Below are 15,043 nucleotides of genomic sequence, written 5' to 3' on the forward strand. Positions count from 1 at the left end.
TCTTCCGAAGCAAGGGCTCTTCCGAAGCGGGGCTTATCCGAGGAAAAGACTGGTGCTGCCAGACAGGATTGAACTGTCGACCTCTCCATTACCAATAAATGGTATAGTAGATTATCGTTATATTTCAATATCTTATAGAAAATTCTGGCAATGTAATATGACTTTAATACTTGAAATCGCCAGAAGCCATTGTTTTTGCTTGGTTTTTCTGGTTACGGTATTGGCTGATAGGGAGATGGCAGCCGGTATGGCTGCAGATCTCGGACAGGGATGATCCTATCGGGCTAACCTACCGACACCGGCGATCATCTTGATGAAGGGTTGGCTCTGCATACGCTAAGTGCCGCAAACGTGTTGCGAGATGCTGAGTATCATCAGCAAGTGACGCAGCCCGTTTTCTTCAATTCGTTTTTCTGATCTAGAGTTTTTTTGATCGCGTCCTTTGTGCTTCGAGACCGATCGTCGGACGCCTTCTTTAATGCATCGGATTGGTTCGCGCTCGCTTGGATCCGGTCCGCGCTGATTTGTGCATCGTTGGCATGAATTCTCATTTTTGCCGACGATGAGTTAGCCTTAAACTTGCCAGTTTCTGCTAAGCTGAACGCGTGCGCGGTCGTGGCACTAAACACGAATGCACTGACAATCAGATATTTTATCATTTGGTGTTCTCCTTTGATCGGCAACCAATGCCATATCTAAGGACTTTCAAATGTGAGGAGCCTCACTGAGGGAGCCTCAGCGCGTTGCGAAACCTGCACACCTGCCGGAGACGTTCTACCTACCTTCAGCGACGGACCTAAAACCCACGCGCTGCCGAATTGTTGGATGCCGCAGGCTAACTGAACAAACAGGAGAGCGACCGCTAAGCCGCTCCCCACGTCGTCGAAATCAAGTCGCTTTATTTCTTCGCAATCAAAGCTTCGAGCGGCTTAGCCGTCTGCTTGAAGAAGTCAGTATAGAGTTCAGAGATTTTCTTCGCTTCGGCGACGAACGTTTCATATGCGTTCTTCACGTATTCGGTCTGAAGCTCCATCACCTTGGCAGGCTCTTTAACGCTGGTCAGCTTGGCAAAAAACTCAGAGCTGTCCTGCATTGCCTTCTTGGCGTAGTCGGCATGGGCGGTCGCAATTGTCTGAACGGAAGTTGCCAGGGTTTGGACTGATGCCATGGCTGCATCACCTTGAACTTTGGTAGCCTGCTGAATTTGTTCAACGACGTTGGTCATTTTCGGGTCCTTTTGGGTGAAAGATGCGCCTCTATGCTGCACTGCAGCATTAATAGCAAGCGTTCTTTCAAGGCTTGGGATCATAGAACCCAGGCACCCGCCTCCGTTGCCGTTATTCAGGATCTTGCGGGACGGTCGATCGTACTTATTTTTGAAATAGCTGGATGCAATCCCCCGCAAGTAGCGTGTCCAGCCAAGTCTGACCCCGGCGCCCCCCACGCTGGGGTCATTTCTTCGCTTACATTTCTCTCCAAGCTCACCGTTCCACGCAGCAGCACAATGATGGTCGGCGGCTTGCCTTGGGACAGCAGGACGAATCTCGTTCTCACGGCAACGGAGCAGCGCTAAAACCAAAGGGCTACCGAATTGTGGGCGATTGAACGGTATCGTTCTGCTCGCTATCGGAATACCGTTGCTGCAGGCGTGGGGAGGCTCCATGAAACCGCAATTGAGCGAGTTCTCACTTCGCTATTTGATAGTTCGCCAATTGTCACAACTCCCGACATTTCGCAGCGGCTTTGCGTTCGACCTTTTCCATGATGGCGATTCTTGGAAGGCAGCCCCGTCAACAAGCTCCATTGATGGTAACGCCGAGTGCGAAAACAGATTGCAATCAGTCTGCGTGAGCCTTCGTTCTAAATTCGACATGCAAGCGCGCCATCAAGGCGCTTACAGATAGCGCTGCCTTGCTGTATCCTGAGCGCGCATTTGCATGATCAAACGTCATTCCGAGACAAGGACGAGCGAACCTTCGACATCGTTCTATTGAAAAATTCGTCTCGCTCACGCTCAAATCTATGCTGGACGGCTTTGAACTCGGACAGGCGCTGTTCCAGTTTCTCGTCTCTGAACAGCCTATCTTTCGGTTTCGGCAGTTCTGGGTGTAAGACCGACTCGATCAGTTCAGCCGCCTGTATTGCCTTTTCATCTCGATCGGACCTAGGGCTGGCTACCCCTTGCACAAACGCCAGCGTTTCCTCGACTAACGGGTCGGATTTTTTCTTCCACCATTTCATAATAAGTCCCCATGCCCAACGCCATCTCATCAAAGGACCATGGGTGCGTCAATGACATCGGCGCGCTGTCTTGCAATACGAAAATGATAGATTGCTGCGGTGCGCTCGCGCAAACGCGCACGTCGGGACGATTGCCATGCATGCGAACCTAGGAATTCAGTCTTTTAACGTCCGCAACGCCGCGATTGACGCCTCGTGACAAACTTGATGTTATCGTGACAGGCGCCACGAAAAGAGCGCCGATTTATTGCTTTGGGGGGAAGCTATGCGGGCTATTCGCAACGATCGTTCCAAGATTATCAAGCCCAAAAATAAAATAAGCGCCAAGGTCAAGACCGTCAAGATTCAAACGAACTTGAAGCTGACCCATTGGTATGAAAAAGCGGCGTTATCTATCAGCGCAGCCAAGTAGTCCTGCATCTACAAAAGCCATCGAGCGGTTCGACCCGCGCTTGCAGCAGAGGCTCCTAGCAGAAATGTGGGGAGGCGCCGAACTCCTCTCTACCTTCCATCGTGTACTACATAAGTGCCTTCAAGACTCCGTATGCAGCACCGAGAAACAGTCCGATTGCAGCGATAAAGGAAATCGTAAATCCGACTCCACGTGATGCTGGATTTCGTATGTAGGAAACCGAATAAATTACTCGTCCAACGACCCAAATGAGCCCGCCAACAGCCGCTACTTTGTCCGTCGACAGTATTGCGTAGAGCCACATTGACGGGAGGAAGAACACCATCTGTTCCAGGGTATTCATTTGCACACGATAAGCCCGCTCAAAATATTCGTTGCCTGTCACGGCGGGCGCTTTCACCCCATATTTTCCTCGTGCCCTAGCGACGTTCAAGGACACAACGAGGTAAACGAGGAGCGTCAGCAGGGTCGCAGCTTGCGTGTAGTGATAGCTCATGACGGTCCTCTTGTAGACAAAGAGAAAGTGCTAAATCCAATTTTGCTATTTCGTGACAGGAATGACAACTTCATTCGTCCGCAAGAATGGTATTGCCCACGGCGGATTGTAAAAGAATGCGGTGGCTGGTCCGACAATCTTCCATTTCGTTGTTTCAAGTGACCTGATTAGCTCTGCCGTTCGTGTTGTCACCGCAGGATCGCCTGTTGATCCAGTAAATCGCAAGACCGCAACCGTCGTTGACGGCATCTGTGTCAGCTTGACCCTAGGATTAGATGGCTCAGGTAGCTGATCGATTGAATATTTGGATGGCATGAAAAAGCGCATGACTAATCCATCGGCTGACTTGTTCACTTCAACGGGCGCGGTCATCGCAATCTTAGTGCCTGGCGAGCTAATTTCGACAGGTGAAGTCATGGCGACATTCTCTGACGTTTTGTTTGCACCAAAGATGTAGCCAGCGATAAGTCGGAATGCGTCTCCTCTTGCGTTGTCTGACGTGCTTGCATCGACGATTGTTTCTGCCGCGACTCGGGGTCCATATTGGCGGATTTCAATTTTGTCACCAAATCGTTCAAGCACGTCGTAACGAGGCTGCTCAGTTCCCATATTGACGCCGAAAATCGAAACGACCGCCGCGACAACGGAAGCGAAAGAGCTATAGATCGATTGAAATATTTGCATCTTTTCTTCTGCTATTTGTACAGCTCGCTAAAGGTTTCGTATCGCAAATTCGAAAAGGCGCCGCACAGGCTAGTGAAAGGGATTATGGAGAATCAAACATCAACCAAGCGTAGCTTTGCTGTGCGGGATTGAGGCAACGTACAGACAGGTTCCGTAATCGTTTTGTCCCAAACTCTCTTTTTGGAAGATGCTTGATCTTCGCCCACTCGGTGAAATACCTATCTCTTACTGAAATTAAGATAAGCGGTCCACGCAGCGCTAGCCAGAACCTCCGACGGGCGCTGGGCGCATATCTTTTCGACTTCAGTCACCATTGCCGTGTCATCGACATTCGATTGGGTTTGCTCGCTTGCCGCTGCAACGTAATTCAGTCCACTCCAAAAACCGTAGATCCATACATTCCCCTCGGACCGGCTTGCTTGCGTAGACCGCCAGTGAGCACAGCTCATGCGCCCAACGCCCGTCAAATGCACAGAAACGCTAGCCCCGTCAGCTGGCTCGGGTAAACAGAGAAAAGTGGTACCGAGAAACATTGATAAGATTCGTATGACCATAGCGACATTGTTGGTGTTTCGAGCCAAAGTCGGGAATCCTTAAGAAAGTGAAGTTGATTCTGGTATTATCAAATTGGGAAGCATCCATCGCAATGATCTATGTCATACAAGTGGCGATTGCTGCACCCAATAATCCAATGCGAAAACGTCACAACCTCGAGCGAGAGCAAAAAGACAAATACGCCCACTTATATCAGAAGGGGGTGCTGCTGCCATACGGCTACAGGTGGCGAAGTTCATCGGGTGGCGTACCCCAACGCCAGCAAAACTGGTGACTTTTTTACCACGCGATGCTTGAATTGATAAACAGCAATCGAGACCATCTTATGAAACCTGAACCCTTGACCGATGCTGAGCTTGATCACCTGAGTGAGGTTCTCAATGGTTTCGGCAATAAGCGTTCGATGAACTTGGAGCAATTAGATGGTTTCCTTGCTGCCTTGATCTGCGGTCCTGAGCTTGTTCCTCCGAGCAAGTATCTTTCCAAGATTTTGGGAGACAAGACGGTCTTTGAGGATACGTCCTCTGCACAAGAAGTGTTGTCCCTCATCATGCGTCATTGGAACGCCATCGCCGACACTTTGAATTCGGATAAGTTGTACCTGCCGTTGCTTCTTGAGGATGAGAGCGGGATCACCTACGGGAACGATTGGGCGAACGGCTTCCTCGATGGAATGGAGTTCGGAAAGGAAGATTGGGCTCTTCTGTTAGACGATGAGGACCATGGCGGCGCGCTTATGGCAATTTTCGCGTTAGCAAACGAAAACAATCCCGATCCCACGATGCGACCGTACAAAGATCCAATTAGCGCGGAACTTCGGGAAACATTGATTGTGGGTGCGGCGGCGGGCACGACGCAGATCTACCGCTATTTTAAGGTACAGCGATTGCCTAACAAGGACCCGCTCGGCGGTACGCCTACCTTCCGCCGCACCATGCCAAAAACTGGAAGGAACGATCCGTGTCCATGCGGATCTGGCAAGAAATTCAAGCAGTGCTGTGGCAAGACCACCCTGCATTAGAGCAGAGACGCAAATTGTCGAAGCGGCTCCTGCATCAAGAAAAGTCGAAGCTGAAATGTAGATCTTGTTCCATGAGTTGGACAAACGCTCGAATGCGGCTGGGGTCGCTTAGCCAAAGAAACAGCCGTGGTCGTCTTTCTCGACGACATTTAGGAATTCTTCAATCGATGCCGCTTCCAAATGTGGTTCGTAATCATGCCATTTTAGATCGGCTCGCTGCCAGAAGATTTTCCAGTTCTTCTTGTTCTTGTTGTACGTCGCTTTGGCAATGGGGTGTTCATACGAAAACCTCCAACGAACGGATAAATTCAAGGCAGTGCAAAATAGCAACCTTGTCGAAAGTCTCGGACCAGATCAAATTGAAGGCTTGCTTAAGGGGAGAATTGAAGTGGGTGATGCACCGATCGTTCTAAGAGAACCTGCAGTCTGCACGACCGGAACGGCTTGGGCAGTTTCCTTTCCGAAGCTGACCGATCAGTTTCTGACTGGATTCGCAATTCAATGCTACATCGTTGAGCAGCTTCCGCTACCGTTCTTTGTTGTAGAGTTTTTCCTGAGAAAAGATGCGAGCGGTGGGACTTCCACGTTAGAAATCCGATTCCAAGATAAGTCCTTACCCAAGCCGGTTGAACCGAATTCGAAAGTCATCGTGCAGCTATATTATCCTGCGCCGTGAACCAGCAACAGAAAGTTTAATCCTACACCGTGTTCTAACTGATCGGAGTCTCCCATGACGCCAGAAGAAGCCCTGATGACGATCCTTCGTTTGATTGACGGTTCAGACGAAGTGAACGACGCGAAGAACCTCCAAACTCTGTTGCGAAGCATCAAGGTGCTTGCCGAAAAGGGTTTGGGCAGAGAGCCGACATGATGGGACCGCATCGCCGGATGGCAGCCGGTATGGTTGGCGATATTGGAAGGGATTACCCCCGCCTGATCCCCCAGGAATGACTGGTGACCATCTCCGGTCAAACCCAACATCAACCGAAAAAGCAGCCGTGGTCGTCCTTGCCGACAACATCTAGGAATTCTTCAATGGACGCCGCTTCCAAGTGCGGCTCGTAACCATGCCATTTTAGATCGGCACGTTGCCAGTAGACCTTCCAGTTTCCTTTGCTCTTGTTGTACGTCGCTTTGGCAATGGGGACTTCGAGCATCTTGCCTTCGTCTCTCCATTGAGCGCGGATCTCGTATATCTCGATGCTCTGTCCGGCGATCCGAAACGCAAGATCAACCTCCTTTCGGATATGCGGCGGCGGTCGTCGTTTCTGGATGAATTCTGCAACCAGCTTATCGCAGCGTTTGATCTCAAATTCGGAGAGGGTCATGGCGGTAATCCCTAATCGGCTAAGGTGCCGGAAAATGACCTTTGCCAACACCTTCGATTATTCGCCTCGCGTGATTTAATTTGCGATACGCCGCGACTGACATTGCCGCTTTCTTTTCAGCGGACGCACTTTCCCTACCTCGCACCTTGACTTCATCCTCGCTCAATTTCGAAGAAAAGCCGAGGCGTTGGGCAATCTGCCATAACTTCAATTCAGGTTCCCGTTGCTTTAGGTCGTAAACTTCTAAGTCCATCTTAAGCGCCGAAACTCTGAATTGAGCTCCAATAGGATATTTCGCCACGCTCTCTTTCATCAATCGTTGCCCGCGCCCCCTGTGATGGCGTTTCCCCACGATTTTCCTCACGCTGCTAAATATCGCCCGCTTTGAAAAAGTCAGTGGGATCGCGATAACGAGTTGAGAGCCGCTTTTCCAACTTTCCTCAATTGCCGAAATGTCAGCAGGCAATAGTTCAGCGACTGTGCTTGTAACAGCTGGTTCGGCGAATAATCGAGCACCCCGATCTCCCGTCGTCCACCAACGCTTGAAGTCTGACGAGCGTACATCGCCGAAGACGTAATCGTCTTTCGACGGTTTAGTCCCAATCTCTTTGGTTCGTAGTTCCCAGATGCGCTGGAAGTATGTTTGGACCTCCGATGTCCGCGCGACAACCTCTCTGGCTCCGGTCTTTCCTCGTACATGCAGAATGATATTGAACTCGTCCGGCTTATCGGTCGGCTCAGAGTCGATATCCCGCCAGCGCAGTCCCCGAGCTTCGCCTATGCGAATGCCGGTGTTGGCTAGGATCAGTACGTAGTTGGTGAGCATTGTGCGGTCGCGGATGATCGGACCCGACTTGTGCTCAGCCTGCTTCACCCATTCACGAAGGAAGCGGGTGAGCTTTGTCCAGTCTTTGCCATCAAAATGCGGACGGCGTTGCCCGTCGTGCTTTGGTCTCTCAAATTCGATCTTCTTGTCGATATGCCCCCGCTGGAAGCACCAGTTCAGGAACGTCCGAAGCTGGCTCATCTCGTGGATGATCGTCGCTTCTTTCGGTACCTTTTTGACCGAGTTTTGCCGTCGCCAGTCGAAAAACCTCGCAATTTCCTTCTGGCTGATTTCGGTGACTTTGTTTTTGGCGAAGTAGGGGACCGCGTAGAGCTTTAGGAGGGCTACGATGGCGGCGTCCCGGTTGCTCTGCTTGCCGGTCGCTTTCGAGCTTTCCTCGAACTCCTCCACCAGGCGCTTGAGGTTCGGTCCTGTGATCGATTTGCCGAGCTTCACATTGATGCGGAGTTCGTCGAGCAGGTCGTCAGCGAACTTCCTAGCCTCGTACAGCTCAGATGTGCCAGTTCCGCGGTAGATGTACCCCACACCGTTCGGCACCTTCATACGGCACAGCCAGAGGCGTTTAGGACGGTTCTCTAGCTGATAGAGGACGACCTTCCCGTCATGGAACGATTGCTGGTTGATGACCTTCGATGCAGCCATGGGTCATCATAAACCCGACCGGAAAAACCCGATACCGTAATATGACTGTAATATGGCAAAAAATCAGGATGATTCGGCTCTGAAAAATCCGAATGTCATTGATTTAATTGAGAAAACTGGTGCTGCCAGACAGGATTGAACTGTCGACCTCTCCATTACCAATGGAGTGCTCTACCACTGAGCTACGGCAGCATGCTCCGGACACGAGAATCGGCCCAAAAGGACCCCTACAGAGCGGGCCGATCCTTGCCACAAGCCCCCCGCCTGCGCAAGCGCATAGCCCGCGGCGTTTGCCGTCAAAACGGCCCAAATCGGCGCTGGGTTGCCGTGCCTCGGGCTGGTTGCTGCCGATCCGGTTCCCGATTCCTCCTTAAAACTGCTGCGAGCCGGGGTCCAGCCTTACTGTGCCTGGGGGTGTTTTCGCGATTTTTGTCCGGGCCCCGCGAGGCACCGCCGAAGGGAACACCTCGGCGTTGCCGCAGCCGCGGTCATTGGTCTATTGCTCGTGCGGGCGCACCCTGTTCCCACAGGCTCATCATGACGGATGACAAGAACCAGCGCGAGAGCCCTGCGAAAAATTCGCGGGCTGACCGGCTGAAACTGGCGCTGCGCGAAAATCTCAAGCGGCGAAAGTCGCAGGCGAGGGGGCGAAGCGATGCGCACGCCACACCTCGCGATGACGCCGGCGCCTCCCTACATGACGAAATCGGCAAGAAACCGGGTGAATAGCCGTCATGCGGCAGTCCGGAGGAAATGATTGACTACGCGCGGTGTGGCCCGGGACATGCTTGTCCGCACCGCGGCGGCTTTTGGTGTGCAAAGGGTGTGAGACACAGATGGCGACGGATTCCACGACCGGAGATGGCGCGAATGGCGGTGGTTCGTCGTTTGTGTTTCCCCGTTACGAGCAGACCTTTCCGGAGCTGACGCCGCAGGAAATCGCGCGGATGCGCCGGTTCGGCGAACCGAGGACTTATGCGTCGGGCGAAACGCTGTTCGAGACCGGCAAGGTCGGGCCCGGCATGTTCGTGATCCTGTCCGGCCATGTCGCGATCACCCAGCGCGACGGCCTTGGCCGGGTGACGCCGGTGATCGATCAGGGGCCGGGTCAGTTTCTCGCCGAGATCGGCCAGCTCTCCGGCCGGGTCGCGCTGGTCGACGGCCATGCCGAGGGCGATGTCGAGACGCTGTTGATCGCGCCGGAGCAATTGCGGGCGCTGCTGGTCGCCGAAGCTGATCTCGGCGAACGCATCATGCGCGCGCTGATCCTGCGCCGGGTCAGCCTGATCCAGGGCGGCGTCGGCGGCCCGGTGCTGATCGGCGCCCACACGCTTGGCGAGATGGCGCGGCTGCAGAATTTTCTCGGGCGCAACGGCCAGCCCTACCATGTGCTCGATCCCGCCACCGACAAGGACGCCGCCGACCTCGTCGCGCGCTATGCGACCTCGCGCGCCGATCTGCCGCTGGTCATCGTTCCCGACGGCCGGGTGCTGCGCAATCCCACGGAGTCGGCGATTGCCCACGCGATCGGGATGATCGGCGGCGAGGACCATGACAAGCTCTACGATGTCGCGGTGGTCGGCAGCGGGCCGGCGGGGCTCGCCACCGCCGTCTATGCCGCTTCCGAGGGATTGTCGGTCGCCGTGTTCGACGCCCGCGCCTTCGGCGGCCAGGCCGGCGCCAGCGCACGAATCGAAAACTATCTCGGCTTCCCCACCGGCATTTCCGGCATGGCGCTGGCCGGCCGCGCCTACAATCAGGCGCAGAAATTCGGCGCGCAGATGCTGATCCCGGTGTCGATCAAATCGCTGGATTGCTCGCGCAGCGATGGCGCGCTGGCGCTTTCGACCGACTGCGGCCAGCTGATGCGCGCGCGCTCCGTCGTGGTGGCGAGCGGTGCGCGCTACCGTCGGCCCGATATCGAGAATCTCGCGGCGTTCGAAGGCCGCGGCGTCTGGTACTGGGCTTCCCCGATCGAGGCGCGGCTCTGCGCCGACCAGGAGGTCGCCCTGGTCGGCGGCGGCAACTCCGCGGGCCAGGCCGCGGTGTTTCTGTCGGGCCATGCCCGCAGCGTCTACATGGTCATTCGCGGCGGCGGGCTCGGCGCCAGCATGTCGCGCTATCTGATCGAGCGGATCGAGGCCACGCCGAATATCGAATTGCTGTTCAATACCGAAGTGGTCGGGCTCGACGGCAGCGAGGAGGGATCGCTGGCGCGGGTACGCTGGAAGAGCCGCCTCGGCGGCGACGAGACCGCCGTCGATATCCGCAACCTGTTCCTGTTCGTCGGCGCCGATCCCGCCACCGACTGGCTCGACGGCTGCGGCGTCATGGTCGATCGCGGCGGCTTCGTCGTCACCGGCGCGCAGTGCGGCAAGGAGGGACGGCCGGCATCGGCGCTGGAGACGTCGGTACCCGGCGTGTTCGCGGTCGGCGATGTCCGCTCGGGATCGGTCAAGCGGGTCGGCGGCGCCATCGGCGAGGGCGCGCAGGTGGTGGCGGCGCTGCATGGCTTTCTCGAAGACGCCACGAAACCGGCGCTGTGAGTGAGATGGGGGGCCAGCCGCACACTCCGACCTCATCCTGAGGAGCACGCGCCCCTTGCGCGTGCGTCTCGAAGGATGGCCGCCAGTTCGGTGCTCGCGGCCATCCTTCGAGACGGTGCTGAAGAAGCGCCTCCTCAGGATGAGGTCAGAATGTGCGGCAACCAAGGGACAACGGAAAACAGGAATACATCATGTCAAAGGGCTGCAGCCATATCGCCGGCATCCAGAACGTCACGCCGAGTGCGCTCGGCTGCGAGGAATGCCTGAAGAGCGGCAGCCGATGGCTGCATTTGCGGATCTGCCGCAGCTGCGGCCATGTCGGCTGTTGCGACGATTCGCCCAACAAGCATGCGACCGCGCATTTTCATGCCACCGGACATCCCGTGATCGAGGGCTATGATCCGCCGGAGGGCTGGGGCTGGTGCTACGTCGACGAAGTGCTGTTCGACCTGTCTGGCCGAAAGACTCCTCACAGCGGGCCGATACCGCGCTATTACTGAAGGCGCGGCATGATCGAATTTCGCGCGCGGCCTGCAGCGATGGCTGCGCGGTTTGTGACCGCCGTGCAAAAATCCTGGGCACGCACGCACTTTTTCTTGATCGTCACCGCATGGCTGGATTGCCGCCGGCACAACGGCTGCGTGTGGCAATTTTCGATCCGGGATCGTAGCATTCGCGCGTCTTGGTATCGGGGAGCGCATCATGATCCTGGGGTTGTGTACATCCACATTTGTCACGCTGCACGTCATCATCAGCCTGATCGGCATCGTGGCTGGCATTATCGTCATGTTCGGGATGCTCGGCTCCAACCGGATGCCGGGCCTGACTGCGATCTTCCTGTCGACCACGATCCTGACCAGCGCCACTGGTTTTCTGATTCCGCCGCTGGTGTCCGAAAAATTTCTCCCCTCGCATTTGTTCGGATTTCTCTCGCTCGGGCTGCTGGCGGTGGCCTGTTTCGCGCTGTACGGCCAAAAACTTGCCGGCGCGTGGCGCTGGATCTATGTGCTGACCGCGCTGATCTCGCTTTATCTCAACGTGTTCGTGCTGGTGATCCAGAGCTTCCTCAAGGTACCGGCGCTGCACGCGCTGGCGCCGAGCGTGCCGCCGGCCGAACCGCCGTTCGCCGTCGCCCAGGGCATCGTGCTGGTGTTCTTCGTCGTCGTCATTATCGGCGCGCTCAGGCGGTATCGGCCCGTCTACGCGTGATCCCACCCCGTCATTGCGAGCGCAGCGAAGCAATCCAGCTTCAAAGCAAGCTGGATTGCTTCGTCGCAAGTGCTCCTCGCAATGACGATAAGCAGAGGAGTACCCATGCCCACGATCACCACCAAAGACGGCACTGAAATCTTCTACAAGGACTGGGGCGCTGGTCAGCCCATCGTATTCAGCCACGGCTGGCCGCTGTCATCCGATGACTGGGACACGCAGATGCTGTTCTTCCTGAACAACGGTTTCCGCGTCGTCGCCCATGACCGCCGCGGCCACGGCCGGTCCAGCCAGACCGGCGATGGCCATGACATGGATCACTATGCCGACGACCTCGCGACCCTGACGGCGCATCTCGATCTCAAGCGCGCCGTTCACATCGGCCACTCCACCGGCGGCGGCGAAGTGGTGCACTACATCGCGCGGCACGGCGAGAGCCGGGTGGCGAAGGCGGCCATCATCAGCGCGGTGCCGCCGCTGATGATGAAGACGCCGGCCAATCCCGGCGGCCTGCCCAGGGAGGTATTCGACGGACTGCAGGCGGCGCTGCTCGCCAATCGCTCGAATTTCTACCGCGATCTGCCGGCGGGGCCGTTCTATGGCTACAACCGGCCAGGCGCCAAACCCTCGGAGGCCATCATCCAGAACTGGTGGCGCCAGGGCATGATGGGCGGCGCCAAGGCGCATTACGACGGCATCGTCGCCTTCTCGCAGACCGACTTCACCGACGACCTCAAGAAGATCACCGTGCCCGTGCTGGTGATGCATGGCGACGACGATCAGATCGTTCCCTATGCCGACTCCGCGCCATTGTCGGCCAAGCTGCTGAAGAACGCGACGCTGAAGACCTACAAGGGCTTTCCGCACGGCATGCCGACCACGGAAGCGGCCACCATCAACGCCGACCTGCTGGCGTTCATAAAGGGATGAACGGAGTTCGCCCAGGCATGAAAGTCATCTTGTTCGGCGCGACCGGCATGGTCGGGCAGGGCGTGCTGCGCGAATGCCTGATTGATCCCGACGTGACAAGCGTACTCGCGGTCGGGCGCAGCCTGACCGGCCAGCAACACGCAAAATTCCGCGAAATCGTTCACGGCGATTTCACGGATTTCTCGGCCATCGAATCCGAACTGTCAGGCTATGACGCCTGCTTCTTCTGCCTCGGCGTCTCCTCGCTCGGCATGGACGCCGAACGCTACCGGCACCTGACCTACGACGTCACCATGGCCGCGGCGAGGACGCTGGCAAAACTCAATCCGGGCATGGTGTTCATCTATGTCACCGGCCGCGGCACCGACTCCACCGAGCAGGGCAGCCGGAGGTGGGCGCGGGTCAAGGGCAAGACCGAGAACGACCTGCTCAAGCTGCCGTTCAAGGCCGCCTACATGTTTCGTCCCAACGGCATCCAGCCGCTGCATGGCGTGCGGTCGAAGACCGGCTGGATCAACGCGGTCTACGCGGTGTCCGCGCCGCTGTTGTCGTATCTCGTCCGCGCCACGCCGGGCATCATGACAACGTCCGAAAAACTCGGCCGCGCCATGATCAAGGTCGCGCGCGATGGATATCCGAAGCCGATCCTGGAGAGCGAGGATATCAATCGCCTCTAACCGTCCCAGTCCCGCCCCTAAACCCATCAAATAGCCGCAAATTTCAAAGCTTTTGCCATCCGGGGGCCCTTGCTCCTATACTTTGTGCATAGCAAGCAGGATTTGGCATGGATCGCATTCGCATCGTCGGCGGCAGCAAGCTCAATGGCACGATTCCGATTTCGGGTGCGAAGAATGCCGCACTGCCATTGATGATTGCGGGGCTGCTCAGTGAAGAGACGCTGATCCTCGACAACGTGCCGCGGCTGGCCGACGTCGTCAATCTGCAGCGTATTCTCTCCAATCACGGCGTCGATATCATGTCGGCCGGCAAGCGGCCCGGCGATCACGAATATCAGGGCCAGACCCTGCACATTTCGGCGGCCAACATCATCGACACCACCGCGCCCTATGAACTGGTGTCGAAAATGCGCGCCAGCTTCTGGGTAATCGCGCCGCTGCTGGCGCGGATGCACGAGGCCAGGGTGTCGCTGCCCGGCGGCTGCGCCATCGGGACCCGGCCGGTCGATCTGTTGATCATGGCGCTGGAGAAACTCGGCGCCATCATCACCATCGACGGTGGCTATGTGATCGCCAAGGCGCCCGGCGGCCTCAAGGGCGCCGCGATCGACTTTCCCAAGGTCACCGTGAGCGGCACCCATGTCGCGCTGATGGCGGCGACCCTGGCCAAAGGCACCACCGTGATCACCAATGCCGCCTGCGAGCCGGAAATCCAGGACGTCGCCGACTGCCTCAACAAGATGGGCGGGCGGGTCTCCGGCGCCGGCACGCCGCGCATCGTGATCGAGGGCGTGGCAAGACTGCACGGCGCGCGGCACACCGTGCTGCCGGATAGAATCGAGACCGGCACCTATGCGATGGCGGTGACGATGACCGGCGGCGATGTGCTGCTGGCCGGCGCGCGGCCGGAGCTGCTGCAATCGGCGCTCGACGTGCTGACCCAGGCCGGCGCGGTGATATCAGTCAACAATGAAGGCATCCGCGTCAGTCGCAACGGCGCCGGCATCATGCCGGTGACGGTGTCGACTGCGCCGTTTCCGGGTTTCCCCACCGATCTGCAAGCCCAGCTGATGGCGCTGATGGCCTGCGCCAAGGGTTCCTCGCACATCACCGAGACGATTTTCGAAAACCGCTTCATGCATGTGCAGGAGCTGGCGCGGTTCGGCGCGCGGATCAGTCTCGACGGCGAAACCGCCACCATCGACGGCGTCGCCAAACTGCGCGGCGCGCCCGTGATGGCCACCGACCTGCGCGCCTCGGTGTCGCTGGTGATCGCCGGGCTCGCCGCCGAGGGCGAGACCATGGTCAACCGGGTCTACCATCTCGACCGCGGCTTCGAGCGGCTCGAGGACAAATTGTCGGCCTGCGGCGCCACCATCGAACGTATCAGCGGATAGGGCGCGTATTCCGCAAAAGTGGGTACCGGTTTTGCGAAAAGAATACGCGCAAATGATA

At 56.9% G+C, this 15,043-nt stretch carries 19 protein-coding genes and 1 tRNA gene; 11 read left to right on the forward strand and 9 right to left on the reverse strand.

Annotated elements, in window-relative coordinates:
- Nucleotides 1-374: 374 nt before the first annotated feature.
- The 5 genes from Q7T45_RS21230 to Q7T45_RS21250 all read right to left on the reverse strand — a co-directional run bounded on the left by Q7T45_RS21230 (nt 375) and on the right by Q7T45_RS21250 (nt 3,833).
- Complete coding sequence (locus Q7T45_RS21230) at nt 375-659, reverse strand: hypothetical protein (protein WP_304873308.1); 285 nt, start codon at nt 657-659, stop codon at nt 375-377.
- A 239-nt stretch (nt 660-898) separates the two neighbouring features.
- Nucleotides 899-1,225 (reverse strand): phasin family protein, encoded by a 327-nt coding sequence (locus Q7T45_RS21235; protein WP_304873309.1) that lies wholly within the window; start codon nt 1,223-1,225, stop codon nt 899-901.
- 716 nt (nt 1,226-1,941) lie between these two features.
- The gene (locus Q7T45_RS21240; protein ID WP_304873311.1) at nt 1,942-2,241 is read right to left on the reverse strand and encodes a hypothetical protein; all 300 of its coding nucleotides are present in this window, start codon (nt 2,239-2,241) and stop codon (nt 1,942-1,944) included.
- A 518-nt stretch (nt 2,242-2,759) separates the two neighbouring features.
- Nucleotides 2,760-3,149: an MAPEG family protein gene (locus tag Q7T45_RS21245; protein ID WP_304873312.1), complete on the reverse strand. Its 390-nt coding sequence runs from the start codon at nt 3,147-3,149 to the stop codon at nt 2,760-2,762.
- A gap of 45 nt (nt 3,150-3,194) precedes the next feature.
- A complete protein-coding gene (locus tag Q7T45_RS21250; RefSeq protein ID WP_304873313.1) occupies nt 3,195-3,833 on the reverse strand; it encodes a heme-binding protein in 639 nt (212 codons plus the stop codon).
- Nucleotides 3,834-4,434: 601 nt separating this feature from the next.
- Here Q7T45_RS21250 and Q7T45_RS21255 point away from each other — a divergent pair.
- A complete protein-coding gene (locus Q7T45_RS21255; RefSeq protein ID WP_304873314.1) occupies nt 4,435-4,662 on the forward strand; it encodes a hypothetical protein in 228 nt (75 codons plus the stop codon).
- Between the two features lie 51 nt (nt 4,663-4,713).
- Nucleotides 4,714-5,409 (forward strand): UPF0149 family protein, encoded by a 696-nt coding sequence (locus Q7T45_RS21260; protein ID WP_304873316.1) that lies wholly within the window; start codon nt 4,714-4,716, stop codon nt 5,407-5,409.
- A 108-nt stretch (nt 5,410-5,517) separates the two neighbouring features.
- Here the strand turns inward: Q7T45_RS21260 and Q7T45_RS29055 are convergent, their stop codons facing one another.
- Nucleotides 5,518-5,739: a DUF3024 domain-containing protein gene (locus Q7T45_RS29055; RefSeq protein WP_370691331.1), complete on the reverse strand. Its 222-nt coding sequence runs from the start codon at nt 5,737-5,739 to the stop codon at nt 5,518-5,520.
- Between Q7T45_RS29055 and Q7T45_RS21265 the strand changes: the two genes are divergently transcribed.
- Nucleotides 5,726-6,085 carry a hypothetical protein gene (locus Q7T45_RS21265; RefSeq protein ID WP_304873317.1) on the forward strand — a complete coding sequence of 120 codons (360 nt, stop codon included), beginning with the start codon at nt 5,726-5,728 and terminating at the stop codon, nt 6,083-6,085. The two genes, Q7T45_RS29055 and Q7T45_RS21265, sit on opposite strands and share 14 nt — an antisense overlap.
- A 54-nt stretch (nt 6,086-6,139) precedes the next feature.
- Nucleotides 6,140-6,280, forward strand: coding sequence for a hypothetical protein (locus Q7T45_RS21270; RefSeq protein WP_304873318.1), 141 nt, complete (start codon nt 6,140-6,142; stop codon nt 6,278-6,280).
- Between the two features lie 109 nt (nt 6,281-6,389).
- On the opposite strand, the gene Q7T45_RS21275 is transcribed toward Q7T45_RS21270, so the two are convergent.
- The 3 genes from Q7T45_RS21275 to Q7T45_RS21285 form a co-directional block, all read right to left on the reverse strand.
- Nucleotides 6,390-6,737, reverse strand: coding sequence for a DUF3024 domain-containing protein (locus tag Q7T45_RS21275; RefSeq protein WP_304873319.1), 348 nt, complete (start codon nt 6,735-6,737; stop codon nt 6,390-6,392).
- A 19-nt stretch (nt 6,738-6,756) separates the two neighbouring features.
- Nucleotides 6,757-8,226 carry a hypothetical protein gene (locus Q7T45_RS21280; protein ID WP_304873321.1) on the reverse strand — a complete coding sequence of 490 codons (1,470 nt, stop codon included), beginning with the start codon at nt 8,224-8,226 and terminating at the stop codon, nt 6,757-6,759.
- Nucleotides 8,227-8,343: 117 nt separating this feature from the next.
- Nucleotides 8,344-8,418: transfer RNA gene (locus Q7T45_RS21285), tRNA-Thr, on the reverse strand.
- Nucleotides 8,419-8,763: 345 nt separating this feature from the next.
- On the opposite strand from Q7T45_RS21285, the gene Q7T45_RS21290 reads away from it, so the two are divergent.
- The 7 genes from Q7T45_RS21290 (at nt 8,764) to murA (ending at nt 14,985) form a co-directional block, all read left to right on the forward strand.
- Nucleotides 8,764-8,955 carry a hypothetical protein gene (locus tag Q7T45_RS21290; protein WP_304873322.1) on the forward strand — a complete coding sequence of 64 codons (192 nt, stop codon included), beginning with the start codon at nt 8,764-8,766 and terminating at the stop codon, nt 8,953-8,955.
- 107 nt (nt 8,956-9,062) lie between these two features.
- A complete protein-coding gene (locus tag Q7T45_RS21295; RefSeq protein WP_304873324.1) occupies nt 9,063-10,772 on the forward strand; it encodes an FAD-dependent oxidoreductase in 1,710 nt (569 codons plus the stop codon).
- Nucleotides 10,773-10,963: 191 nt separating this feature from the next.
- Nucleotides 10,964-11,272, forward strand: coding sequence for a UBP-type zinc finger domain-containing protein (locus tag Q7T45_RS21300; RefSeq protein WP_304873325.1), 309 nt, complete (start codon nt 10,964-10,966; stop codon nt 11,270-11,272).
- 202 nt (nt 11,273-11,474) lie between these two features.
- Nucleotides 11,475-11,981 carry a hypothetical protein gene (locus Q7T45_RS21305; RefSeq protein ID WP_304873328.1) on the forward strand — a complete coding sequence of 169 codons (507 nt, stop codon included), beginning with the start codon at nt 11,475-11,477 and terminating at the stop codon, nt 11,979-11,981.
- 105 nt (nt 11,982-12,086) lie between these two features.
- Nucleotides 12,087-12,911, forward strand: coding sequence for an alpha/beta fold hydrolase (locus Q7T45_RS21310; RefSeq protein ID WP_304873329.1), 825 nt, complete (start codon nt 12,087-12,089; stop codon nt 12,909-12,911).
- A gap of 17 nt (nt 12,912-12,928) precedes the next feature.
- Nucleotides 12,929-13,588, forward strand: a complete 660-nt coding sequence (locus Q7T45_RS21315) for an NAD(P)H-binding protein (protein ID WP_304873330.1) — start codon at nt 12,929-12,931, stop codon at nt 13,586-13,588.
- Nucleotides 13,589-13,695: 107 nt separating this feature from the next.
- Nucleotides 13,696-14,985: a UDP-N-acetylglucosamine 1-carboxyvinyltransferase gene (gene murA / locus Q7T45_RS21320; RefSeq protein ID WP_304873331.1), complete on the forward strand. Its 1,290-nt coding sequence runs from the start codon at nt 13,696-13,698 to the stop codon at nt 14,983-14,985.
- Nucleotides 14,986-15,043: the final 58 nt, after the last annotated feature.

Origin of the sequence: Bradyrhizobium sp. (genome assembly GCF_030646015.1) — a bacterium.
In the GTDB taxonomy this organism is placed as follows: domain Bacteria; phylum Pseudomonadota; class Alphaproteobacteria; order Rhizobiales; family Xanthobacteraceae; genus Bradyrhizobium.